Annotated in this window: 20 protein-coding genes; 5 read left to right on the forward strand and 15 right to left on the reverse strand. The window is 37.6% G+C overall.

Features of this window, described 5'->3' with window-relative positions; translation table 11 throughout:
• Positions 1 to 18 precede the first annotated feature (18 nt).
• The 7 genes from R2Q84_RS10395 to uvrB form a co-directional block, all read right to left on the reverse strand.
• A complete protein-coding gene (locus R2Q84_RS10395; protein ID WP_316816468.1) occupies positions 19 to 999 on the reverse strand; it encodes a DUF6427 family protein in 981 nt (326 codons plus the stop codon).
• A 23-nt stretch (positions 1,000 to 1,022) separates the two neighbouring features.
• Positions 1,023 to 2,009, reverse strand: coding sequence for a glycosyltransferase family protein (locus tag R2Q84_RS10400; protein ID WP_316816469.1), 987 nt, complete (start codon positions 2,007 to 2,009; stop codon positions 1,023 to 1,025).
• A gap of 126 nt (positions 2,010 to 2,135) precedes the next feature.
• Positions 2,136 to 2,981, reverse strand: a complete 846-nt coding sequence (locus R2Q84_RS10405; RefSeq protein WP_316816470.1) for a UDP-2,3-diacylglucosamine diphosphatase — start codon at positions 2,979 to 2,981, stop codon at positions 2,136 to 2,138.
• A gap of 135 nt (positions 2,982 to 3,116) precedes the next feature.
• Positions 3,117 to 5,612 carry a YfhO family protein gene (locus R2Q84_RS10410; protein ID WP_316816471.1) on the reverse strand — a complete coding sequence of 832 codons (2,496 nt, stop codon included), beginning with the start codon at positions 5,610 to 5,612 and terminating at the stop codon, positions 3,117 to 3,119.
• Positions 5,613 to 5,732: 120 nt separating this feature from the next.
• The gene (locus R2Q84_RS10415; protein WP_316816472.1) at positions 5,733 to 5,981 is read right to left on the reverse strand and encodes a DUF4834 family protein; all 249 of its coding nucleotides are present in this window, start codon (positions 5,979 to 5,981) and stop codon (positions 5,733 to 5,735) included.
• 97 nt (positions 5,982 to 6,078) lie between these two features.
• Positions 6,079 to 6,279 (reverse strand): YwbE family protein, encoded by a 201-nt coding sequence (locus R2Q84_RS10420; protein ID WP_316816473.1) that lies wholly within the window; start codon positions 6,277 to 6,279, stop codon positions 6,079 to 6,081.
• Between the two features lie 9 nt (positions 6,280 to 6,288).
• A complete protein-coding gene (uvrB, locus tag R2Q84_RS10425) occupies positions 6,289 to 8,331 on the reverse strand; it encodes an excinuclease ABC subunit UvrB (protein ID WP_316816474.1) in 2,043 nt (680 codons plus the stop codon).
• 242 nt (positions 8,332 to 8,573) lie between these two features.
• On the opposite strand from uvrB, the gene R2Q84_RS10430 reads away from it, so the two are divergent.
• From R2Q84_RS10430 to R2Q84_RS10450, 5 genes are read left to right on the forward strand one after another with little or no spacing between them, the layout of a single operon-like run.
• Positions 8,574 to 9,611: a DUF7033 domain-containing protein gene (locus R2Q84_RS10430; protein WP_316816475.1), complete on the forward strand. Its 1,038-nt coding sequence runs from the start codon at positions 8,574 to 8,576 to the stop codon at positions 9,609 to 9,611.
• Positions 9,592 to 10,236 (forward strand): uracil phosphoribosyltransferase, encoded by a 645-nt coding sequence (gene upp, locus R2Q84_RS10435; protein WP_316816476.1) that lies wholly within the window; start codon positions 9,592 to 9,594, stop codon positions 10,234 to 10,236. The genes R2Q84_RS10430 and upp overlap by 20 nt, the downstream gene beginning before the upstream one ends.
• Before the next feature lie 52 nt (positions 10,237 to 10,288).
• Positions 10,289 to 10,978: a YjjG family noncanonical pyrimidine nucleotidase gene (locus tag R2Q84_RS10440; protein ID WP_316816477.1), complete on the forward strand. Its 690-nt coding sequence runs from the start codon at positions 10,289 to 10,291 to the stop codon at positions 10,976 to 10,978.
• Positions 10,979 to 11,021: 43 nt separating this feature from the next.
• Positions 11,022 to 14,606 (forward strand): gliding motility-associated C-terminal domain-containing protein, encoded by a 3,585-nt coding sequence (locus R2Q84_RS10445; protein WP_316816478.1) that lies wholly within the window; start codon positions 11,022 to 11,024, stop codon positions 14,604 to 14,606.
• A gap of 27 nt (positions 14,607 to 14,633) precedes the next feature.
• Positions 14,634 to 15,401: a class I SAM-dependent methyltransferase gene (locus R2Q84_RS10450; RefSeq protein WP_316816479.1), complete on the forward strand. Its 768-nt coding sequence runs from the start codon at positions 14,634 to 14,636 to the stop codon at positions 15,399 to 15,401.
• On the opposite strand, the gene R2Q84_RS10455 is transcribed toward R2Q84_RS10450, so the two are convergent.
• The 8 genes from R2Q84_RS10455 to typA all read right to left on the reverse strand — a co-directional run bounded on the left by R2Q84_RS10455 (position 15,398) and on the right by typA (position 25,197).
• Complete coding sequence (locus R2Q84_RS10455; RefSeq protein WP_316816480.1) at positions 15,398 to 16,660, reverse strand: glycosyltransferase; 1,263 nt, start codon at positions 16,658 to 16,660, stop codon at positions 15,398 to 15,400. The two genes, R2Q84_RS10450 and R2Q84_RS10455, sit on opposite strands and share 4 nt — an antisense overlap.
• Positions 16,661 to 16,703: 43 nt before the next feature.
• Positions 16,704 to 17,453: a glycosyltransferase family 2 protein gene (locus R2Q84_RS10460; RefSeq protein WP_316816481.1), complete on the reverse strand. Its 750-nt coding sequence runs from the start codon at positions 17,451 to 17,453 to the stop codon at positions 16,704 to 16,706.
• Between the two features lie 15 nt (positions 17,454 to 17,468).
• Positions 17,469 to 18,737, reverse strand: a complete 1,269-nt coding sequence (locus R2Q84_RS10465; RefSeq protein ID WP_316816482.1) for a glycosyltransferase — start codon at positions 18,735 to 18,737, stop codon at positions 17,469 to 17,471.
• Positions 18,738 to 18,749: 12 nt separating this feature from the next.
• The gene (locus R2Q84_RS10470; protein ID WP_316816483.1) at positions 18,750 to 19,667 is read right to left on the reverse strand and encodes a glycosyltransferase; all 918 of its coding nucleotides are present in this window, start codon (positions 19,665 to 19,667) and stop codon (positions 18,750 to 18,752) included.
• 94 nt (positions 19,668 to 19,761) lie between these two features.
• Positions 19,762 to 20,886, reverse strand: coding sequence for a glycosyltransferase family 4 protein (locus R2Q84_RS10475; protein ID WP_316816484.1), 1,125 nt, complete (start codon positions 20,884 to 20,886; stop codon positions 19,762 to 19,764).
• Between the two features lie 37 nt (positions 20,887 to 20,923).
• Entirely contained in the window at positions 20,924 to 22,417 is a 1,494-nt protein-coding gene (locus tag R2Q84_RS10480) for a lipopolysaccharide biosynthesis protein (protein ID WP_316816485.1), read from the reverse strand.
• A gap of 30 nt (positions 22,418 to 22,447) precedes the next feature.
• Positions 22,448 to 23,212 (reverse strand): class I SAM-dependent methyltransferase, encoded by a 765-nt coding sequence (locus R2Q84_RS10485; protein WP_316816486.1) that lies wholly within the window; start codon positions 23,210 to 23,212, stop codon positions 22,448 to 22,450.
• Positions 23,213 to 23,391: 179 nt separating this feature from the next.
• Positions 23,392 to 25,197 carry a translational GTPase TypA gene (typA, locus tag R2Q84_RS10490; protein ID WP_316816487.1) on the reverse strand — a complete coding sequence of 602 codons (1,806 nt, stop codon included), beginning with the start codon at positions 25,195 to 25,197 and terminating at the stop codon, positions 23,392 to 23,394.
• Between the last annotated feature and the right edge of the window lies 1 nt (position 25,198).

Raw genomic sequence — 25,198 nt, forward strand, 5'->3', positions numbered from 1 at the left:
TCAAATTGTTAAAAAAAGTTAAACAAACAAAAAGTACTGGATGGCAAAAACGAGGATTAGGAATAAGCTCTCGTAAAACCACCTTTTTTTAGCATTCGAAAAATAATAGGCCAGCAAAACAGCTCCGGGAGGCACACATAACAAAAAGTGATACAAACTGAAATCTGGCTTGGTGTAAAAGCTGGCGATACTCACAATAAACATAAAAAACAGCATCTGAAAAGCCTTTCTTGTACTGATAAAGCTTCTGAAAAAGTTTTCACGTAGTTGAAGTATGGCAAGCACCATCATCACTAATACTGGCACTAAAACCAAATAATCGTTATAGTTGATTTTAAAGACAGACGGAAACTTATTACCTAATGGCAGCCATATTTTGTAGAACATAGATAAGCTGTCATTCCAATAATAAAATACACCTACAAAAAAGAAAATCGTTAAAAACCCTGCTAATCCGGCAACCCACTCCCTCCAGTTAAATGACCTGTAAAGTAACAAAGCAAGCCATATCATAACCAACATTACAATAAAAGGAAAGTAGATCAGTGTGCCAATGGCGATGATCATTCCAATATCAAACATGATCATAATGGCGTTGGGAGATTTACCGATCTTCAGAAATTTATCCATCATCCAGATCAGTAAAAAATTACAGATCAATGTTGGACTTAATACCAGGAATGGCATAAATAAACTGGCTCCAGTAATATACATTAGCGCAGGCAAAAACCCCGGCTTATTCAACAAACCATGATTATTCACAACCCTGTTAAATAAAATAGCCTGGATGTAAACAATAATTCCGGCCAGAAAAACATTGCTACTGGACGAAAAAAAACTTTGTACAGGGATTTTAATAAAAAACCGGGTATAGGATTCTAAAAATTCAAAATTCAGCTGAGCAGGGAGCTCTGCAAAAATAGCCACTCGCATAAAAAAAGTATATGCGAATAATATGAGCAGGTTTATAGGGTTTAAATTTCTAAATTGATTGATCATGCCTAAAGGCAAAGTAAAGCAAATTATCTGGCAAACTGCTTTACAACTTTATCAATTACAGCGGCCGTCTCATCAGGAAAGTAAAATTTGTGTTCCTGCGGGCTGTTCACCCAGTTCTTAATTACTGGCAGCCAGTTTTTGTTACTCCCCCAAACCACAGGTAAACCAAACTGTTTCAAAGCATACGCATTACACTGCTGCTCATATTGAAACTTCATTGGTGCTACCAATAATTTTTTACCTAAAAACAGTGCTTCTGCAGGGCCTTCAAATCCACCTCCTGTAAACAGGCCCTCACAGGCGGCTAAACTTATGTTAAACAATTCATTGTTGACAGGACGTACATTTACGTTCCCATCTACATACCCCTGTCTGCAATGCTTGGAAAATATCTCCCAGTTTACATGAGGGATTTGTTTTAGAAGTGGCACCAGGTATTGATCATCAATGGCAGGGAGGTAAACGGTATAATGCCCCAGATTGCTGGTTTGCATATTTCTGATTTCAGCCCTGATTACCGGGGTATAAATAAAATCGTCGTATCTGTCAAAATGAAAACCCACGTAATGTGTAGCAGGGGCATAATATTTCATCACCAATTGTGCCCAATCGATGCTTTTTGGTTTAGGAACTTTTTTAGATTGAAAAGAGGCTTGGTGACTTAAACCAACACTTTCAATTCCTTTCGTCTTACACGCCCATGCGGTAACTGGTTCAAAATCATTCAGGATCAGGTTATATTCCTTTAATGGTATATGCCGCATATCTTTCACAAATCGTGGAAGATTCATACTTTTCCATGTCTCGTAATGATTTACACCTCCCTTTTTACCAAAAATAAAACTAAAGCCATGCAATTGGTATTTTACCTCCTGGGTTAATTTTACATCAGCCTGGGTCCCACTAATGAGGAGATCAACATCACCATATTGCTGTAATAAGGGAACAATCTCTCTTGCACGGCTAATATGACCGTTGCCGGTTCCCTGTATAGCGTAAAGTATCTTCATTCGCACCTAATATCTGTATTTTTCATTAGAATATATTGTTTTTTAGAGGTTATGAAGCTTGCATGAGCTAAATTCAATCTAAAATAATAACTTGTAAGCTCATGCAGGTTTTACACCTTAGACAATTTATAGCTTAATCTTTTGTAGTAGAATGGTGATATCTAATTTGCTATGTAAGTCTTCTCCGTCCGACAATTCACCTTCTTCAATTTCATCCTTCTGAAAGTTGGCGTGCTCGTATTTAAAGATCTTCCAGGACTTATCGTAATATTCGAGTGCAGTCAGATTCTCCACCCAATCACCACTATTTAAATAGGTTACAGCGCCATTATCTGTAGCAATACTTCTCATTTCAGGTTGATGGATATGTCCACACACCACATACTCATAGCCTTTTTCCGCAGCCAGTTCGGCTGCTGTTTGTTCAAAGCCATTGATAAATTTAACTGCATCTTTAAACTTCGCTTTAATCCGCTTCGAGAAGCTCATTTTCTCTCGTCCCATTAACACCAGAAACCAGTTTACAAAACTATTGATGAGAATCAATGTATCGTACCCCACAGCGCCAAGTTTAGCCAGCCATTTAGAATGTTGCATGGTTACATCAAATATATCACCATGAAAGAACCAGGCCTTTTTGCCATCCAGCTCAAGGACAAGTTTATTCTGTAGATAAAATGTACCCATGTTCATATCTGCAAATTTTCGAAGTAATTCATCATGATTCCCTGTCAGATAATAAACAGGAACACCTTCAACAACAAATTTCATTAGTTTTCTGACCACCTTCATATGCGTTTCCGGCCAATATCTTTTACTAAACTGCCAGATGTCTATAATGTCGCCATTTAAAACGATTGCCTTAGGCTTAATACTTTTTAGGTACTTCAACAATTCTTTAGCGTGACAACCGTAGGTTCCCAAGTGTACATCAGAGATTACTGCAATCTCAACTTCTCTTTTAGATGTCATCCTTTTGCATATTGCATACTACTTAACGTTACAAAGGTGCAAGCGGAGGATTAATCAAACGTTAAGTAATCGTTAAATAACAAAGGTCATTACATACATGTAATGACCTTTGTTATGACATAAGTAACTCAAATGCTAAGCTGCCTTTTTCTTTTTATTTTCTGAATAAAATGCAAATCCTAAACTTGCTACCAACAATAAAGATGCTACTAGTGAAATCTTTTCTCCAACGTAGTAAGATGTTGGTTCAAATTTGAATTCCACTTTATGATTCCCCGCTTCCAACTGCGCTGCACGTAACACATAATCTGCCCTGAAGTAAGGCTTCTCAGCACCATCTACGTACATATTCCAACCTTTATCATAATAAATCTCAGAGAATACCGCAATAACATCTGTAGGCGCACTGTAAGTGTAAACCAAGTGATCCGGGTGATAACTATCCAATTTAATCAAAGCACCTGTACCGGGCCCTAAACGTTTCTCGTCTATCAGATTTTTATACCTCACATCAACAATTGCTTCCTGTTTAGGGTCAAAGCTATTGATCGCTTTCATTTCCTCATCAGCATCCTTAGCAAACTGAACACGTGGTACGATCCAGGCATGTCCGGCAGCTGTAGCATTTCGTTGCATTTTATAAGAACCGTTCTGTGGATCCTGCGTAATGATGTACTTTGTATTCAACATGTCCAGCACATCCTGATTAACGCTCTTAGAAAACTGTTTCTCGATTAATTCCTGATATCTTTTCAATTTTGCTGCATGATATCCTCCTACCGTCTTATGAAACGCAGACGCACTGGCATTTGAAAATGTATTGATGGTCATATCCAGCACCCTGAAATCAGGGTCTTTATCTGCAATAATAAAGTTATCGACATCTCTTGGCTGAAAATGATTAGCTAGATCACTTTTAGTAGCAAAATTACTATTGTTCAGATAACGGCGATCTACCTGCCACATGTCAAACAACACAACTACGGCCAATAAACCACATGCCATTTGTACGCTCATCTTTTTAGTAATGAATGCCCATACCAAACCAAAAGCTATCGCTATAAGTATAAATGAACGGAAGGCATCTGCACGGGCAATAGAGATCCTATCCTCTATTAATGCATTTGTAATTTTATGAGCAAGCGCAGCATTATTTTCCAGACTCTGTGTAAGCGCTTGAACAATTTCTTGGTGATTGGCCGTAGTAAAGCTGAAGAACAACGTAGGTATGATAGCCACGACCAAAGCAAAACCACCAGTAATACCCGCCGATATTTTCAATTTTTTAATCAGAACTTTCTGATCAATATCTCCATCCTGCGCTTCTTTCACTGCAAGTATAGCCAGTAATGGTACCATTAATCCAACTACAGCTAAGATCGATTCAACTGCTCTAAATTTGTTATACAACGGGAAATAGTCAAAAAACAAATCAGATATCAGTGGGAAATTTTTTCCGAAAGACAAAAGGATAAACAATATTGTTGTTGCCAGAATCCACCATTTTAAGTGGCTTCGTACAATGAACAGTCCGAATACAAAAAGGAAGCAGATCACCGCACCAAAGTAATATCCACCAGATGTACCAGGTTTCTCGCCCCAATATTGCTGCATATTCAGATTCTGAGCCAATTGCTGAATAGCCTGAGTAGTTTGACCAGGATCTCCACCAGTGAGCTCGGAAATTGCTTTGAACATATGGCTTTCCGGCTTCACAAGCTCGTTTATACTTGTAGCACCTCCATAAAGATCAGGAATTAAAAAGGTAAAACTCTCTCCTACACCCTGACTCCAGCCATAAGCATATTCCTTGGCTTTTGCATTGGCATCACCACCATCTGCCGAAGCAGCTGTCAAATTTGCTTTACCCCTGATGGTTTCCTTTGCATATTCTGCTGTAGTCCACAATACTCCTGCGTTTACCATTACTGCTAAAAGCGCAGCAGCAGTTAAAACCCCAACAGCTTTACCCAGGGCAGGTAATGTTTTTGCTTTATACGCCTGATAAAACTCAATAGCCATAAAAATAATAACGGATAACAATAGATAGTAGGCCATCTGTACGTGATTGGCCCTAATCAACAGCGCCAAAAACAAAGCGGTTAAACTACCACCGACCCAATACTTGCCGCGTAAAGTCAGAAGAATACCAGCAATAATAGGCGCAAAGAAACCTATGGCCAGCACCTTATTATTGTGTCCTGCTGAGATGAGCACGAAGTTATATGTTGTAAATGCAAATGCGATTGCACCAGCAGCTGCCAGCCATGGATTTACCCTTAAAACAATAAATAAAAAATATGTCCCGGAAAGCAACAAAAGAATCGCGCCTATCGGTTGAGGAAATGTATTTACAATAAGTCGGATACCGTAGGTTGCACCATTATAAGCATACTCCGCCCAAATCTGATAAGCTGGCATCCCCCCAAACATTTGGTTGGTCCATAATGGAGCTTTTCCATCTTTATCCTTATACTCCATGATTTCTTTCTGCATGGCTTTAGCCTGCAAAACATCATCCTGAGCAGGAGATTTGCCTTGGAGTACAGGGCTGAAATAGACGAAACAGATGATTACAAAAAATCCAATTATGGCAAGATGAATGCCATTCGCTTTTAACCAGTTATTCATTAAGGTTTGTTTAAGATTAAACTAACCCCAAACTTAGATAAAATGATTTATTTTTATCTGCCTCGAACAACTTTTTTAAAAAAAATATTTAGTGTTTAAAAAGCCCTTGGCAAAACAGTCCTATTTCAGCTCTTCGTAATCTACGAAATCGCCCAATTTATCTGTTTTACCTGTTTTAGCTTGGGGAGGCATATAATCAATAGAGATTGAACCTTCTGGTTTCTCATTCTGTTGTCTTGCCTGATTCTGTGCTTGTTGCTGAACTTTGCTAAACATCCTCCTTAACACCATCGGGAATATCAAACGAAGAATAACCCGTAAGAGATAGATGATGAGTAAGGTAACCAATATGAATTTTATAACTCCCATTTTATTTCTTTAATAATTATATAAATATAGACGGGGTTGAAATTTATATATTACAGCACCGTTCTGTTTATTGCATAACAATTACAATACCATCAGCTCAAATGTCATCTACGATTGATGCTACTCTGCCTATTTGTCCGTCTTCCAAACGCACTTTAATGCCACGGGAGTGAAATGCTGCCGAAGTGAGCAAACTTGCAACAATTCCTCTTGTCAATTTTCCACTTCTCTGATCTTTCTTCAAAATAATATCCACTTCTAGTCCCGGATATATATCCTTTCTGCTCTTTCCGTCCATTTTACAAACTTACGACTTAGCAAATCTTTCTTCAAACATTTTTTCCATAGCAAACATTTCATCCCTCAGTCTGGCCGCCAATAAAAAGTCCATATCCTTTGCTGCTTTGCTCATATCTTTCCGTGTTTTGTCAATTGATTTCTGCATTTCTGCCTTGGTCATGTATTGAACAATCGGATCGGCGGCCATACTCACTTCATCCACCTCCACATAAGCTTTCGCACGTTTCGTTTCGCCTGAAGTAAAGTCAAGCACCGAGGTTTGTTCCAATATTGCTTCCCTGCTTTTCCCTACAGTTTTAGGTACAATTCCATACTCAAGGTTATAAGCCACCTGTTTTTCTCTACGCCTGTTGGTTTCTTCTATGGTACGCTGCATTGAATCGGTCATCTTATCCGCATACATAATTACCCTACCTCTGTCATTCCTTGCCGCTCTTCCAATGGTTTGAATCAAAGCCCTGTCCGAACGCAGAAAACCTTCTTTGTCTGCATCCAGAATAGCGACTAAAGACACTTCAGGTAAATCCAGTCCCTCTCTTAACAAGTTAATTCCAATCAACACGTCAAATTCACCCAATCGCAATCCACGTAAAATCTCTACACGTTCCAGTGTTTTTACTTCCGAGTGAATGTAGCGGCATTTGATATTTAGCCTGTCCATATATTTGGTCAGTTCCTCGGCCATTCTCTTTGTCAAAGTAGTAACAAGGACCCGGTCACCCAACTTAATGGTCTTATCAATTTCATCCAACAGGTCATCAACTTGATTAATCGCCGGCCTAACTTCTATTAAAGGGTCCAGCAATCCTGTTGGCCTGATCACTTGTTCAATCACTACTCCCTCCGACTTCTGCAGTTCATAATCTGCGGGCGTTGCACTCACATAGATCGTTTGTGGAGCAAGGCGTTCAAATTCATCAAAATTCAAAGGACGGTTATCCAATGCTGAAGGCAAACGAAAACCATATTCAACTAAGGAAAGCTTGCGAGAACGGTCACCACCATACATCGCCCTGATTTGAGGAACAGTAACGTGGCTTTCATCGATCACCATTAAATAGTCATCCGGAAAATAGTCCAGCAAACAGAAAGGACGCATTCCTGGCGAACGCCCATCAAAGAACCTTGAGTAGTTCTCAATTCCTGAACAATACCCCAATTCCTTCATCATTTCTATATCGAAATTCACCCTTTCTTCCAATCTTTTAGCCTCAAGTAAATGTCCGTCACCAACCAGCTGGTTTTTACGAATTTCCAACTCTTCCTGTATACCCCATATAGATGAATTAAACCGATCTTTTGGTGTAACGAATAAATTTGCCGGATAGATCGCCATATCTTCCAGTTTCTCTAATGTCTTTCCGGTTACCGGATCTATTGCACTTAACTCTTCGATATCATCTCCGAAAAAAGAGATGCGATATGCGTTATCCAAATAGGCAGGAAAAATGTCAACGGTATCACCCTTTACCCTGAAGGTTCCACGCTTAAAGTCGTTAGTAGTACGTGCATATAAAATCTCGACCAGGCTATGTAAAAATGAATTTCTCGAGATTCTTGTCCCTACTGAAAAACGAAAAACTGATCTGGAAAAATCTTCAGGGTTTCCCATACCATAGATACAAGAGATAGAAGATACAACGATAATATCCCTACGACCAGACATCAGGGCAGAGGTAGTACGCAATCTTAGTTTTTCTATTTCCTCATTGATACTTAAATCTTTCTCTATATAAGTATTGCTACTGGCGATAAAGGCCTCGGGCTGATAATAATCATAATAAGACACAAAATAGTTCACGGCATTTTCAGGAAAGAACTGTTTAAACTCTCCATAAAGCTGTGCTGCCAGCGTTTTATTGTGACTCAGTATTAATGTAGGTTTTTGCGTTTCCTGAATTACGTTTGCAATCGTAAACGTCTTTCCCGATCCCGTTACTCCCAACAAGGTTTGATAGTGTTCTTCGTTATTAACACCTTCGACCAGTTGTTTAATGGCAGTAGGTTGATCTCCCGTAGGACTGTAATCAGAAACAATGTTAAATTTCATCCGGTATCATTTTAAAGAGCGAGCTTCTATTCTGAAGACTCCTAATTTCAAATATAAGGATTATTTATTTCTACGATTCAGCAAAGCCATGTATTAAACACTGGAATGACAGAGATGTCCCAAAACAAAAACTACCCCAAACAAATGTCCAGAGTAACAAATCCATAGCTAGAATTTTTTATCTTAATACCAACATTTTTAAAGCACTGTAAATTGGTTATTTATATGTTAAATTTATGTTTATGAAACTTCTGATTTACGTACCGTTCCTCAGCCCTCGTATAAAGTATATCTTCAACTTTATATTTAATGATATATTAAAGACTGAAATAGTCTTTACTGTAAATGCAGAAGAATTCAAACAATCGCCACTACCGAAATTCAGTTATGCAGAGCAAGCAATTCAGAATGAGTTATTTTTCAAAAGTTCAAATCTACTCTTCGAACGTAAAATCATAGCTCAAAAGATTAATACTGTACACTTCGGAGAAATGCGAACTCCCTTTCCTGTTACCAAAAGCACCTTACCTTTTGATATTTTTGCCGCCTCTTTTTATTTCCTTAGCCGCTATGAAGAATATGTACCTACGGGCAATTCAAAGGAAGTCTCTTATCTCTACAAAAATAGTTTACAATACAAGCTGAATTTATTAAACCAACCTATTATTGACGCTTGGGCATTGATATTGAAAAACATCTTATTAAAACATTTTCCCACGCTCAAATTTGGCGACAAAGAATTCTCCTTCAGACCTATATATATACTACCCCCATCTATAAACCCTCCTTCAAAAAATATTATTTCCAGCACAATCCTCTACATCAAAACACTCATCGACAACAAATTAAGCTCAAAAAACATCAAAATTACCGAAATCAAACAAATTGTTGCAGATATGAAACGTCATGGTTTTATCCGAAGTCCAGCTATTTCTATTCCCGACAAACATCACCAACATCATTTTAGTGGAGAAATAACACTTCCAAAAAGCTACATTAGGCTAACAAAAAACAAGACAAAAAATGATTACAGCATTCACTACGGCAACTGTCCTGGGTTTAGAGCGGGCACCTGTACTCCATTTTACTGGTACGATTTACAATTGGAAAAAACCACTCAATTGCTTTTGCATCCGGTAGTAACAACCGATACAGCATTACTAAGTAACAAAACTACCGGGGCTTTATTATTTCAGATAAATGAACTCATTAGCAATGTTAAACTGGTTAATGGTGATTTTTATTTTTTATCTTTATGTAATGATATTCGACCTAAGTAAAATCAATTCTATTGCAAATGTTTTTATGGCTGAAATCAGAGATAAAAACATTCAGAAAGACCCTATGCGTTTCCGCACCAATATGGAGCGGCTTGGCGAGTTTTTCGCCCTTGAAATTAGTAAAACACTCGATTATCAACAAATAGAAACACAGACCCCATTAGGAATTGCAAAGACTGTACAATTGACATCGCAACCTGTGCTGGCCACTATTACAAGGGCTGGGATCCCAATGCACAAAGGAATGCTAAATATCTTTGACCGTTCCGAATGTGCATTTATAGCCGCCTACCGAAAAATGCATAAAAGCGGTAATCTGGAAATTGCTATTGAATATATTTCCAGTCCCGACTTAACAGACCGCATCGTAATTATGGCCGATCCAATGCTCGCTACAGGTATGAGCATGGTCCTTTGCTGCAAAGAGCTGATGAACAGGTATAAAATTAAAGAACTCCATATCGCATGTGCAATAGCAAGCTCGGAAGGACTAAGACACGTAAGAGCAAACCTTCCGAAAGCAAAATTATGGTTGGGTGCAATTGATGAAGAAATGACAAGTAAATCGTACATTGTTCCCGGATTAGGTGATGCAGGTGACCTGGCCTATGGCCCCAAAATTTAGTCGTTTCTCACAACAGCTATTAGGCGTTCCTGCTACAAAAAAATTAATAAAAATGATCAAACACATATTCTTCGATTTGGATCATACCATCTGGGATTTTGACAGGAATGCTGAAGAAACACTTAAAGAGCTTTATCAATTGTATGAACTTGAAAAGCTAGGCCTCAATTCCTGTCAGGAATTTATTGCCACATATACAGCAAATAATCATCAGCTCTGGGCGGAATACCATGTTGGACGCATTACCAAAGAACAACTAAGATCTGAGCGTTTCCACAAAACATTCAGACAACTTGGTATAAGGCCGGATAAAATTCCGATGCAATTTGAAGAGGATTATGTTCGTATCAGTCCTACTAAGACCAACCTGTTCATGGGCTCCGAAAAAGTCCTGGGCTATCTTTATGAACGGTATACCTTACACATCATTTCTAATGGATTTAAAGAAACTACCCTTACTAAAATGGATGTTTCTGGCTTGAACCCATATTTCCGTAATGTGATCATCTCAGAAGACGTAGGTGTAAACAAACCACACAAAGCCATTTTTGAGTATGCATTAAATAAGGCTGCTGCAGAAAAACATGAAAGCATTATGATAGGCGACAGCCTTGAAGCCGATATACGTGGAGCACAGGATTATGGCATAAAAGCCATTTATTTTAATCCCTTAAAAAAAGAAAAACCTAAGGATGTAGAATGGCAAATCAGTAGTTTGGAAGAGCTTCTACTTCATTTTTAACAATCTTCTTCAAATAAATCAGGCTAAGCAAACTGACCACATTATGAAAACGCTACTCTTTAAAATTCTATACTGTGTAATTATCTTCAATTGTTATTCTTTCGGTGTTTTTGCCCAACTGCTCCCCATACCAGACTGGGTTAAAGATATTGGAGGTACGGGAGAGAGTAAAACTTCAGGTCTGGCTGTAGATAAGGATGATAATGTATATGTTTCAGGCCATTTCGAGGGCACACTCACTGTGGGTTCTGGATCTAGCGCAATCTCGCTGACTTCAGTTGGGAATTATGACATATTTATTCTTAAATATTCGTATGATGGTCAGTTAATATGGGCTACAAGATTTGGCGGGGCTAATTTAGACCAGGTCAATTATATGTCAGTCGACATAAATGGGAATGCATATGTCGCCTGTATGACCCAGTCACCTAGTATTAACAGCAGCCCACGTCAAGGATCTTACGACTTTAACGGCATTGGGCAGGAAGCCCTTTTAGTGAAAATTGATACCAATGGAGAATTTAAGTGGGCGCGTACAGTTGGCGGATCTCAGGATGATGCCGGGGGCATGGCCGATATAGATAAAGCAGGAAATGTAATTTTCGTCGGATCCTGCAGCTCCAGCAATGTTAATCTGGATGGCTGGATTATAAATTCAAAAGGTGGAAAGGATGGTTTTATCGTTAAATACAACACCAATGGGGATGTCATTTGGGCATATACAATTGCATCTGCCAATGATGACTACGTTTATGGAGTTAAAGTAAATTCAGCCAATGAAATTGCAATTACGGGAAGTGTTAGTACCAACGCTAACCTAAATCCTAAAAACCCCGCTGCCCCATCAAACATCGATCAGGCTTATTATATAGCAAAATATACTTCGGATTTCAACCTGATCTGGTCCAATACCTTAGTTGGATCAAATAACCACTCCGCAGGAATAGCCCTGAATGGATCAGATGAGCTATATGTGACCGGCAATTTTTCCGGCTTTGTGTCCATCAGTTCAACCGTCCCGGCCAATTCAATTACACTAAATAGCTTAGATGGAAACAATCTCTACATTACTAAATATAGCCAAGATGGAGACTTAAAGTGGGTTCGCCAAGTGAAAGGGAATTCATCAAGTATATTGAGTTACAATATTGTTGCCGATATAGATGATAACGTATATATATGTGGTTATTTTGTCGGAAAACTAGAATTTGGAGATCCCCCCAATAATAAGGTGTTAACCTATCAAGGTTCTAGGGACACATTTTTTGGTAAATATGATGCTCAGGGCAATTTTATATGGGCTTTTAATCTTGGGAGTGCCTGCTTTGAAAACTATGGACACAAGATAACTGTAGATTCCAAAAAAAATGTGCTTTTAGGCGGTAAATTTTGCAATACCGTAGATTTCAATCCTGGTAATTGCGAACTAAACCTCAGTGCACAGCACTATGTATCTGATGCATTTGTGGTCAAGTATAATCAGGTAAAACTAACGGGAGAACCAATTGTCACCTCATTTACGCTTGCAGAACAAACTGCCAGTGCACGGATCGATGTTCAAAGCAAAACGATAGAAATTTCTGTACATCCGGGAACGGATCTCGCAAAGCTCAAACCCAATATCATGGTAGACATCGGAGTAACGAGTCCTTTATCAAATACAGAACAGGATTTCACCTCTCCTAAAACCTATAAGATTTCCTCCAACTGTATGGATTATATCTGGACTGTTAAAGTAAACCTGACTCAAAGCCAGCAAACAGAGGTATGTACAACCATTCCATTTATAGTTTATGGTGAAAAATACCTTACTCCAAGCCCTTCATTTCAATGGGAAATTCAGGATACCGATCAAAACTGGATAAATGCACCACAAATTTCTAATCTGCCAGATTACAATTCACCTGGAATTCCTAATGATACAAATGATGATCAACTTATTAAATTCAGAAGGAAGATAACGTCAAACAGTATTGACAGTTACGATTCCGAAGTTCACATCACCATACATCCATCAATTTCAAACAATATTATTAGCTCAAGTCAGCAACTTAACTGTGAAGGTAAAGCAAACGTCACTATTAATGGTTTAACACCACAGGCCGCGCAAAATTCAGTTTTCACCTTTAAATGGCAACAGAGCGCAGATGGAATTACCTGGATTGAAATTCCAAACGCGACGAATAAAGACCTTTTCTTACCAGAATTTAATCAAATCGCATGGTTTAAAAGAATAACACTCACCAACAACTGCGAAGCCCATAGCAATCAACTAAAAATTATGGTGTATGAGAAAGTTACCCAATCAAATGCAGGAACAGATATTTTTCTATGCCAGACCCCTTCTGTTACATTAAATGCCAATGCTGTTGCTGAAAACGAAACAGGTAGCTGGTCGATAATTAGTCCATTGGGGTATCAGCCTTTTGATTCCTCGAACATAAACAACCCTAATGCGCTTATTCAAAACATACCTGAAGACCAAGAAATAGTACTTCAATGGACAATTACACCAACCGTTTGTCCCAGTTCAACTGCTTTTGTAAAAATTCTGAATTATAGCAAAATAACAAACAATACAATTAATGTAACCACATCTAGCTTTTGTGCAGACATTGTTGAAAACCTAACTATTGAAGGAACAACTCCTATCTCTGCATTTGGATCCATCATTAGCTATAATTGGGAAAAAAGTACAGATGGCAACTTATGGGAAACTATACCAGATAGTGATTTAAAAGATCTTACATTAGCAAGCCTTTCTAAAAGCACTTATTTCAGAAGGGTTACAAATACAAACAACTGCCAAAACAAGAGTAATGAATTGAAAATAAACATCTTTAAGCCGATTACCAAGGCTATTGCCGGACAAAGTGTTGAATTATGTGGCAACACCAAATTCAAGTTAAGTGCGAACAATTTCAACGAAAATGAAGAAGGATCATGGAGTGTCGTTTCTCCCTTAGGGTACAACCCTTTCACGTCATCCAATTTAAATAATCCAAGGGCCATAATAGACAACTTACCTCCTAATCAGGAAGTAATATTTAAATGGACAATTACCAACACTACATGTGATGCCATTAGTTTTGATCAGATGAGCGTGATTAGTTATAGAGTGCCGAAGGTTACCTTGGTGGAAAAAATTGTGATAAACTACGGTGAGAGTGTTAATCTTAATGCCGTTATAGATGTAAATACTTCGCAAAACTATACAATTGAATGGTCGCCTTCTATTGGATTAAACAATCCATATACTTTAAATCCTAAAGCTACTCCCAAGGAAAGTAGCACTTATACTTTAACAGTGCATTATGGAACATCATGTCATAAAACATATCAGGTATATGTATTAGTAGTAAAAGACCTGGAAATGTCAAATGCATTTTCACCCAATATGGACGGCATTAATGATAGATGGATTATCAAAAACCTTGAGGGGCACCCTGGAGCAGAAGTATCCATATATAACCGCTACGGCACAAGAATTTTCTATTCAAATCATTATCAGTCCTGGGATGGAACTCATAAAGGTAGTCCTGTGCCAACAGGCACTTACTACTACATAATTAGGCTTAATGACGATAAAAAAACTATATTGAAAGGTAGCGTCACAATAATCAGATAAATATTATATTTAGAGAAAATTAACTCAATGGATAAAGTTACAAGTACCATAAATGAGGCATACGAAAACTGCTATGCAGGCAGTAATACAGAATGGCGCCTGCTGAGTGCGAGAGCTAAAGCTCAGAACATCGTAGATGTTTGTAAAGATATATCCTTTAAAAAGGTCTTGGAAGTAGGAGCTGGCGATGGCAGCATCCTTCAATACCTAGATGAATGGGGCTTTAGCAAAGAAATGTATGCGTTAGAAATTGTTGAAAGTGCAGCAGAATTGATCAAAAAGCGAAACCTCAAAAGCCTCGTTGAGGCCAAACTGTTTGACGGGTATCAGATTCCTTATCCTGACAACAGTTTCGACGTTGTTATTCTTTCGCATGTACTTGAACATGTTGAACATGAGCGGCTCATCATCAGAGAACTGAAACGTGTTTCAAAATATATCGTTATAGAAGTTCCGCTAGACTATCGTTTTGGGGTAGAGAACCGGATGAAGCATTTCCTGGCCTACGGACATATCAATATGTACACGCCATCGCTCATTAGATTCCTGTTAAAAACAGAGGCTTTAGACATCCGAGCTGACAAAACCTCACTTATTCCGCCAGCAACTACGAAATATAATGAATTCGTAAATAAAAAAGCGCCAAAATCCATTTTAAAATCTTTTAAAATTGAGCTGGAATACAAGGTTAAAAAAATCCTTGGATCACTTTTAGGACAGAATAGAACAGAAAAATTTGCGAATGCCTATACCATCTTAACAGAAAAATCAGACAGAAAACTGGAGATATTTTAACGTTTCATTAAACTATCGTACAGCGCTATATGTTGAGCTGCAATAACCTGTAGGTCGAATTTCGAAACGGCCCAGGTTCTTGCCTGGCTAGATAATTTCGCATGATCAGCACCATCCAGTATCCACTTTATACCTTCCGAAAGCTCTTTAGTGTCATACAATTTTGCCAGATAGCCATTTTCTTTATGGATAACAACGTCTGTTACACCTGAAGTATTGAAACCTGCAACAGGTGTTCCGCAAGAAAGACTTTCTAAGGCTGTGTACCCCATACTCTCTTCAATTGAAGGGAATAAAAACACATCTGCCGAGCTATAAAGCTTAACTAGTACATCATCATTGTCAATTTTACCCGCAAATTTATAGGGTATAGGAATATCCAATGTCACTCCTTCCCCATTACTACCATAAAATAACAGTAGCAGCTGATCTTTATCCACATTGGGATCAGCGCATAAATGCTGAATCGTCTCCTGAAGCTCCTTAAGCCCTTTGTGTCTATCGTCTGTAGAAGGCATGAAGCCCGCAAGAATAACCTTAGCACTTGGATTAATACTTAATTCCTTTCTGCTAGCAGCTTTGTCTGCAGGTTTAAAAAGGTCTGTATCCAACGCGTTTGAAATAACCGAACCGGAATGATTTTTGGTTAATGAAGCTTCCTTAACACACTTTTCCATCCAACTACTTGGCGAAATCGCATGGAAGTTCAGCTTTGAATAAGCTTTTTCTTTAGCTTTCCAGGTCTTATGCGAGAAATCATTTTGACTTGATTTTTTCAACACAGGGCAATTGCCACATTCATAAAGATAGCCCTGGCATGTGTAACGAACGTGACAGCCTCCTGTTAATGGATTACTATCGTGAAAAGTCCATACAATTGGCTTATTTAACGCACTAAGTTCCCCAATAAACCTAGGTGATAAAAAGCCATGATTAATCCAGTGTAAATGAATAATATCAGCATCTTTAACTAAAGGATTGTGCACAATAGAACTTCCAAACCATTGCAGCGAAAAGGGGATCTTAACAGCTTTCGTTACAGCTTTGGAAAGGTATCGCTCTGCGAGGATGTTCATGATTGCTTTGGTCTTTTGAAAATACCCCTTACAAAAAACAGTTGTGACAGTACTTTCTTTAAATTTAAAATAAGTCATAACCCGGGAATTTATCCCTTTGGCCTTGAGTGCATCATTTAATCGCAAGCATGCTCTGCCAGCTCCTCCATTACCTTCATATGTATTTACATGTAATACTTTCAACTGCTTAAAATTATATTAGTTTCAATTTCTTTAAATGATCCGACTAATCATTTGTCCGACGGTGCCGAATATAGTATTGTGCCAGATTAAAGGATATAAAAACATGGTTAATAAGATTAGGTATCAAACCATAATACTTGGTAAGTATCTGAAATCGTTCTTTTAAACTAGCCAGATGTTTTTTCTTTGAAACACCACCTACTAAATATTTAGCAACATACATATGTGTATTCACAATACTTGATGCGTTTTTTGCTGCACGAATAATCCAGTCAATATCAGCGCTATACTTATATTGAAGATCGAACGGTTCAGCTATATCTCTTTTTACGTAGATAGCCTGGTGACTAATATTCATACCATACCTGAAACTTTTCCAATTAAAATCTTCAGGTGTACTGTGCCTTCTTTGCCCAAGGCTTTTCCATTGTTCATCAAACATCTCAGTCTCACCATAATAAATATCTGCAGAGGCAGCCGTTCCAAACACTTCAGCAACTGTTTCAGGTGCATAAATCTCATCCCCCGAATTCATGAAAAGAATATAATCACCGGTGGCAAGATAAAGCCCTTTGTTCATTGCATCATAAATACCTTTATCAGGCTCAGAAATAAACTGTGTAAGTTTTGATTTATATTTATAGATCAGGTCTTTGGTTCCATCTGTTGAGGCCCCATCGATAATTATATATTCTATATTGCTGTAGGCCTGGTTAAGGACCGAAAGCATCGTTCGCTCAATATCCTTTACATTGTTATAAACGATAGTAATGACACTTAACTTTGGTTGCATGGGGTTTAAAAACTATTATTTCGGTTGGAGATCAATAAGGGACTGATACAATAATAAGTGTTTTTCTGCAATAACTCCCTCAGAAAACTGAGTTAATATTGTTCTTCGTGCTTCTTTTTGAATATCTGGAGCATTTTCATCATGATACAGCCATTCAATACCGGTTGCCAGATCCTCCATAGACCCATATTCTGCCAGATAACCATTCTCCAGATGTCTTACCACCTGAAGTGTACCAACGGTTTCAAAAGCCACTACAGGCGTGGCACAGGAAAGACTCTCCATTACACCATCCTCCAACCGATCTTGCAGAGATGGAACGATAAAAACATCCGCTGCAGAATAACATTTAGACAAATGTTCATCATTGCTGACCGAACCTAAAAAGGTTGTCTTAAAAGGGAATTCGGGCAGTGTTTCACCTAACTTACTTCCAAGAATAACCAGTTCAAAATTCGATTGATCGATACCAGGTCTAGCCGCCAGATCATTTAGCGCATCAATAAGGTTAAAAGCTCCCCTAAATAAATCATTCATCAACAAGGTAAAACTTGTCATTAACACAAATTTGTCGGAATTAATTCTCAAAATTTTCTTTGCATCTGGTTTAAGATAAGGCTTAAATACTTTAGACATCGACCTTGGAATAATGGCAACTTCTCTAAACCCCATTAGACTACTTAATTTCACGGCATCTGCCATCAGTTTATCTGCAGCAATAATGTGACAGTTCAATTCTGAGTAAGCCCTCTTTTTACGTGCCCATGTCTTATGGGAAAGATCATTCTTACCAGATATCTTTAACAAAGGGCAAAATCCACATTCCTTATGATAATTTTCGCAATTCTGATGATCATGACAACCACCTGTAAAAGCATTACTATCATAAAATGTCCATACTACCGGCTTCTCCAATTCATCAATTTGGGCAAGAAATTTAGGCGATAAAAAGCCATCGTTTACCCAATGTAAATGAATAACATCAGCATGTCTTACTGCTGGATGATGAATAGCAGAACGGCCAAACCATTGCAAAGAAAATGGCGCGCTACTTTTTCTTGTCAGTATTTTAGAGAAAAATCGTTCGGCAAAAATATTAAATTTAGACCCTATCCGTCCAAACAAACCACTTGATATCACGTTAGCACTGGTAGAGTGACCTGTGTGATGAAGACATACTACCGCTGATTCTACCCCGGATGATTTTAAACTTTGATCCAGTCTTAAAACTGTCGAACCAACTTCTCCATATCCCCCGTAAGTACTCAAGTGTGTAATCTTCAACGATGAACCTCCTTAATTTTTATGCATTTTTAACTTTGTGAGTACATGGTTTAAATAACGCATGCCGCGTTGCAGGTAGCTTCCTTTCCTGTGTTTCAAAAAATGTCTCACAGCTTGATAACCCGGCCTATATTCTTCCAGATGTTCCGGAAATTCTTTGATTCTGAAATTGTTAATCGAGCCTTTGTAAATTGTACTGACTCCGGAATGGACACCAGAACCATCATGTCCTATATTTTCTATAAGCGACAAAGCTGGATTTACCGAAAGTCCCTTATTTAAGAATACGGATGAATACCATCTAATAGCCCAGGAATTGTTTCGTCTATGTTTAAATTCCATCACATGTTTCCAAAAATTCATCCCCCCCTCCAGTTCAAATTGGTATTTTAGTTGATCATCAAATCTAGCAATGATTTTATCGATATCAGGTTCAAAATTTTTCCATGCACGATCCCATGTAGCCCAGGCCTGACTGCTAGCGATTCTTAGAAAAAAAGTTTCTGGAAGATTACTGTGATCAATAGGGTACATGTAAGCTGTTACATGCATTACTTTCTCCTGATCATTGTACTTACATAAAGCATCATTAAAATACTGAAGTGTATAAGGCGATGTTAAGACATCATCTTCCATGACTATAGTTCGTCCATAGGTTGCTGTCAATCGACTAACCCCATCGATAACGGAATTAGCCAGGCCAAAATTACGTTCCCGCTCAATAACTTCAACAGACTTAAACCCTGAAATATTATTTGCCAGTTCTCTAACTGCTTTTACATTTTCCTCATCTCCATTACGGGCACCATCAGAAAAGATAAACAATCTCGACTCTTCAGCCAGATAATTTTTTTGCAGGAAATTTAGTGTTCTGCGCGTATGCTCAGGACGGTTGTAAACAAAAAGAGCAATAGGTGCAAAATTTTGCATTCGAAATGATTTAATTAGTTATACTATGAACGCCAACAGGAGACAAGAAATTGTCCAACCAAATCTAACTATTGTTACTGATTTACCCTTTATTTTATTTAATACTATTCATAATTATTAAATCCAGCTTATGAATTTGAAAGGAAATATTATAATTTTCCAGTATATGCTCCCTTCCGGCATTCCCCATTTCGGCTAAAACAGGCCTACTAAAACCAGCAACCTCGATCATTTTAGCGGCCATTTCATCAACATCATACTCATCCACCAAAAATCCACTACAACCGTCTAAAACGGCTTCCTTTATACCAGCATGCTTCGTACTTACAATTGGCATACCTACAGCAGCGGCTTCAAGAATAGTATTAGGAGTTCCCTCCATATCTCCTTCCGGAGTCGTGACCGAATGTTGAACATAACAAGAACTCTGCTTCATTAAAGCGCTAATTTCATTTGAAGAAACAACTCCTGTAAAAGTAATCTTATCAGATAAATTCAGCTGCCTACATAAAGCTTTTGTGTCTTCCAGTAAAGGTCCATCTCCAGTCATTATCAATTTAGCGTTAGGTACATGCGAAGAAACCGCAGAGAATGCCCTAACTATAGCCTGTGGAAATTTTTTAGCAACAAACCTTCCTACAAAAAGAAAAGTAAAGTTCTGCCCAAGTTCCATTTCGCCCGGACAAAAACGCTCAGTATTAATTCCATAGGGGTTTAAAACCAATTTGTTTTCAGGCACACCTAATTTGCGAAGACTATTAATCATATCATTAGAAACACCTATGATCTTGGCTGCATATTTAAAAGCATGCAAATACCATTCTTTATATTTCTGTACAGTGGGGACATGATGAGCATCCGCACCATGAAAATGGATAATCAACGGAACATTTGCCAACTTACAAGCCTCAGCAACCATCGCTCCAACCATTCCATATTCAGCCAGAACGACATCAATCTTTTCATTAACCAAATAATGAATCAAGGCCTTCGTTCTAACTGGGATGTCCTTTTTTTTAAAAATCCTTTTTTGAATTAAATAACTTATTAATCCTATTTTAGATCGTATCAGAAAATTACCATCATCATCATATAAAGGAAAATCCCCTCCATACAACACTTTTTTATTTCCCTTTAGCCTACTAATATGCTCGTGGATAAAGGTTTCAGAAAAAGCTGATTTACTAGGCTTAATAATACAGAGGTTATAATTTTCCATTTACTTTGTAAAAACAACTAAAATAGGACAAAATATATTATCTAAGCTTTATTTTGTTGACAATATTATAAAATAACGCACTGATATCTTCCGATACTTTTAAAGCTAAAATCAAAGTTACAAAAACTAAGGTAGCAGCTCCAGACCGAACAATAATATCAACAAAAATTGCGTCAAAAACAGGGATATAAAGCCCTATGATTAATGTTACAGCAGAAATAAAAATCACAATCAAATACTTAAATCCGAAAGGCTGAAGCTTAAATTTGATTTTAATAAAAAGCCAATAAAGAAAATTTAAACTCAACATAACGATTAAATAAGAAATTGCAGCCCCTAGTAGTCCAAAATGAGGAATCAGTACCCAATTTAAAAAAGCACATACAAATACAGCTATGGTCACAAGAAAAGTAGTGTATTGATAATATTTCGAAAAATTTATGATTTGCCCATTTAAACCACCCGTTATATCAACTAGAAAAGTAAAACCTACTATAACAAAAACCCAGAAATATTGTTTGTATTCTGGCTTATGCATCAAGAAGAGAATGTGATCATAGTTGATGATCATACCAATTAAAAGCAAACTTCCAATTATAAACTGTACCAAAGAAGTCTTCTTATAGATTCTATCAATCTTTTTCAAATCAAGTTTAACCCAGGCCTCGGAAACAATTTGATAAGAAGTTCTTCCCAATGCTTTAGCAGGAAGACTGATAAAGACAGCAATACCAAAAAAAGTACCATATATCCCTACTAGCTCAAGAGACTGATTTGCCAATACGCTAAGCATCAAAATTGCCATACTCTGTACAAGCCCAAACGACCCCCCACTGATTACAGAAAAAATTCCATAATTCAAAAGCTCATTCTTTCTCCCCAAAATCCCCTGATTAATGTGACTCATTTTAAAATGTCCCCCATTAGCAACATTATACCATAAGAGTGCTACAATTAAAGCATTTGCAATCAAATATGCAGTTAAAAAGCCATCATAATCCAATATTGACATTGCCATTAGCAATACAGCTAAACTTGTCATTAACCTAAGTAAAAATTCTTTCAAGAAAGCTGAAAATACATTTTTGAATACAGTTCTGGCCAGACTTTCCAAAACCATAAACACCAAGGTTAAGAAGGAAATCGGAATCAAATAATAATAATGCTCTACCATTAATCCCGCACCGGCTTTATCTTCGTAATACTGCATAACAAAGCCTTTAAATAATATAAATGGTATAGTAAAAGCTATAAAACCTAATAACGACCAGAGTATGACCAATGTAACAAATCCCTTATGGGTCTTATCTTCCGTTCGAAACATGGGAAAATACCTTATGATTACACCGTTAATTCCGAGAGATGCTATTTGAGCATAAAGACCAGATACAGCAATCATTAACGTGTAAAACCCGATCTCTTCTTTTGTTAAAATACGTTGAAACAGGATAATTAGATTTAAAAATCCAAGTCCTGTTCCTGCATACAGGATTAGACTATTATAAAAGCCTTGCTTTTGGAGTAAATTCATTAAAGTTGATTAATAAGACCATATTCCATATTATTTCAGTTTACTGCGTACCGAAATCCGACGGGAAGTACTTCCAACTTTATATATTACTTTATTAAATATCCGCTTTAACCGTTGTGACAAACTAACTGACTTGGGCCTAAAAAAAGCCGCTTCAAAATCATCATTTTTTTCAAATACAACATGCGCATAGTCACCTTGGTTCCAAATGTCCTTCACTTGATAAAGCAAAACTTCCGACCCAGTATCAGCTGCTAATCGACCGATTACATCGAACGAAATAAATTCATCTACAGGTTGCATCGTTTCAGGCTTATGTTTAAGACACCACTTCAAATTATGTGGGGTAGGTACAGATAAAAACATCCTGCCCTTATTGTTTAACAGTTTATGGAGCGCAGCATGTACAACCGGTCGATCCAGCACGGAAATATGCTCATAGACATCCATAAAAATAATCAGATCAAATTTTCCATCAAATGTATCTTCCTTTAAAATACCAGCCTGAAATTTTAAATTTGAACCAACAAATAGTTTTTCTGCAATCTGAATAGAGTGCGTACTGATATCCAATCCATTAACCTCAACACCAGGCCAATGTTTACTCAGTCTATATGAAACGCTACCAATCCCGCACCCAACTTCAAGAATCCGGAGTGGTTTTTCAGGGGCGTAATTAACAAGGGTTCTCCAAGCTTCTTCAATTCTAGGATTAACACTTATGTAATCGTTTAATTTATTCTTCACATGTTCATTGTAATATGAAATAACATGTTCCGTTGATTTCTCCTTCATTAATCAGCTATTTTATAAAATATGGGTTCCATTTAGCGGCAATTATTATAGTTCACAAATGTAAAAATTTAGTTCTATAAAGTAGGATGTGATTGAAACGCAAAGCATGGATCGAGTATTGCTATAAAAAAAAGACTGTTTCGATTAACGAAACAGTCTTTTAAAAAACTTATGTAAGTTTAAACAAACTTTTTAGCGTTGATTTTACGCTCGTTTTCAGTTAAATAGATCTTACGTAAACGCATACTTGCAGGTGTGATTTCAATGTATTCATCAGCCTGAATATACTCCATTGCCTCCTCTAAAGAGAATTTAATAGCAGGTGCAATACGTGTGTTGTCATCTGTACCAGAAGCACGCATATTAGTCAACGCTTTACCTTTAACAATATTGATTACTAAATCATTGTCACGGATGTGCTCACCAAGGATCTGACCTTCGTAAATATCAACTCCCGGATCAACAAAGAAACGACCACGATCTTGTAATTTATCAATTGAATAAGCAGTTGTATTACCTTTATCCATAGATATAAGTACGCCATTTAACCTACCAGGAATAGTTCCCTTCCAAGGCTCATAAGCTTTAAAACGGTGAGCCATAATAGCTTCCCCAGCTGTTGCTGTTAAAACATTATTTCTTAAACCGATGATACCACGTGACGGGATCTCGAATTCTAAGTGTTGTAAGTCACCTTTTGGCTCCATAATCAACAACTCGCCTTTACGCTGAGTTACCAGTTCAATAACCTTACCAGCAACATCTCCAGGTACATCAACGATCAAAGTTTCAACCGGCTCACATTTTTTACCGTCAATTTCTTTAACGATAACCTGTGGCTGACCAACCTGGATCTCATAACCTTCGCGACGCATCGTCTCGATCAATACTGATAAATGGAGAATACCCCTTCCGTATACTAAATATGAATCTGGAGATTCAGTCTCAACCACTTTAAGGGCTAAGTTTTTCTCCATCTCTTTATACAAACGTTCTCTGATACGTTGTGAAGTTACAAATTTACCTTCTTTACCAAAAAATGGTGAGTTGTTAATGGTAAACAACATGTTCATCGTAGGCTCATCAATTTTAATAACCGGCAATTGCTCTGGTGCTTCAAAATCAGCAATTGTATCACCAATTTCAAATCCTTCAATACCAACAACAGCACAAATATCACCTGATTTCACTTCAGTAACGCGGATTTTGCCTAAACCTTCAAAAGTATAGAGTTCTTTTACTCTTGATTTCACAACTTTACCATCACGTTTAATTAACGTAACAGGTTGATTTTCTTTAATTGAACCACGATGTACACGTCCAATTGCAATACGACCAACAAAAGATGAATAATCTAAAGAAGTGATTTGCATTTGTAAAGTACCGTCATTTGTTGGAGCCGCAGGGATATTAGCAACAACTGCATCTAAAAGCGCGAAAATATCCGTTGTAGGTACTTTCCAGTCAGTACTCATCCAACCTTGTTTAGATGAACCATAAATTACCGGAAAGTCTAACTGATCTTCAGTTGCCTCTAAGTTAAAGAACAATTCAAAAATTTGCTCATAAACCTCTTCAGGACGGCAGTTTTCTTTATCTACTTTATTTACAACCACGATTGGCTTCAAGCCTAAAGCTAAAGCTTTTTGCGTAACAAAACGAGTTTGAGGCATCGCACCTTCAAAAGCGTCACACAATAACAAAACTCCATCCGCCATTTTCAATACACGCTCAACCTCACCACCAAAATCGGCGTGACCAGGGGTATCGATAATGTTGATCTTAACATCCTTATATTGAACGGAAACATTCTTTGAAACGATAGTGATTCCTCGTTCACGCTCCAAATCATTGTTGTCAAGTATTAAATCTCCCGATTGTTCATTATCACGGAAGATTGAACAAGAGTGTAAGATCTTATCAACCAGTGTAGTTTTACCGTGGTCAACGTGGGCTATGATAGCTATATTTCTAATTTTTTGCATA

It is taken from the genome of Pedobacter nyackensis (genome assembly GCF_032678475.1).
Taxonomy (GTDB): Bacteria; Bacteroidota; Bacteroidia; order Sphingobacteriales; family Sphingobacteriaceae; genus Pedobacter; species Pedobacter nyackensis_A.

Bases quoted from the DNA above. Each gene is read 5' to 3' on its own strand.
- R2Q84_RS10395 (WP_316816468.1), bottom strand. From the start codon at position 999: ATGATCAATCAATTTAGAAATTTAAACCCTATAAACCTGCTCATATTA.
- R2Q84_RS10400 (WP_316816469.1), bottom strand. From the start codon at position 2,009: ATGAAGATACTTTACGCTATACAGGGAACCGGCAACGGTCATATTAGC.
- R2Q84_RS10405 (WP_316816470.1), bottom strand. From the start codon at position 2,981: ATGACATCTAAAAGAGAAGTTGAGATTGCAGTAATCTCTGATGTACAC.
- R2Q84_RS10410 (WP_316816471.1), bottom strand. From the start codon at position 5,612: ATGAATAACTGGTTAAAAGCGAATGGCATTCATCTTGCCATAATTGGA.
- R2Q84_RS10415 (WP_316816472.1), bottom strand. From the start codon at position 5,981: ATGGGAGTTATAAAATTCATATTGGTTACCTTACTCATCATCTATCTC.
- R2Q84_RS10420 (WP_316816473.1), bottom strand. From the start codon at position 6,279: ATGGACGGAAAGAGCAGAAAGGATATATATCCGGGACTAGAAGTGGAT.
- uvrB (WP_316816474.1), bottom strand. From the start codon at position 8,331: ATGAAATTTAACATTGTTTCTGATTACAGTCCTACGGGAGATCAACCT.
- R2Q84_RS10430 (WP_316816475.1), top strand. From the start codon at position 8,574: ATGAAACTTCTGATTTACGTACCGTTCCTCAGCCCTCGTATAAAGTAT.
- upp (WP_316816476.1), top strand. From the start codon at position 9,592: ATGATATTCGACCTAAGTAAAATCAATTCTATTGCAAATGTTTTTATG.
- R2Q84_RS10440 (WP_316816477.1), top strand. From the start codon at position 10,289: ATGATCAAACACATATTCTTCGATTTGGATCATACCATCTGGGATTTT.
- R2Q84_RS10445 (WP_316816478.1), top strand. From the start codon at position 11,022: ATGAAAACGCTACTCTTTAAAATTCTATACTGTGTAATTATCTTCAAT.
- R2Q84_RS10450 (WP_316816479.1), top strand. From the start codon at position 14,634: ATGGATAAAGTTACAAGTACCATAAATGAGGCATACGAAAACTGCTAT.
- R2Q84_RS10460 (WP_316816481.1), bottom strand. From the start codon at position 17,453: ATGCAACCAAAGTTAAGTGTCATTACTATCGTTTATAACAATGTAAAG.
- R2Q84_RS10470 (WP_316816483.1), bottom strand. From the start codon at position 19,667: ATGCAAAATTTTGCACCTATTGCTCTTTTTGTTTACAACCGTCCTGAG.
- R2Q84_RS10475 (WP_316816484.1), bottom strand. From the start codon at position 20,886: ATGGAAAATTATAACCTCTGTATTATTAAGCCTAGTAAATCAGCTTTT.
- R2Q84_RS10480 (WP_316816485.1), bottom strand. From the start codon at position 22,417: ATGAATTTACTCCAAAAGCAAGGCTTTTATAATAGTCTAATCCTGTAT.
- R2Q84_RS10485 (WP_316816486.1), bottom strand. From the start codon at position 23,212: ATGAAGGAGAAATCAACGGAACATGTTATTTCATATTACAATGAACAT.
- typA (WP_316816487.1), bottom strand. From the start codon at position 25,197: ATGCAAAAAATTAGAAATATAGCTATCATAGCCCACGTTGACCACGGT.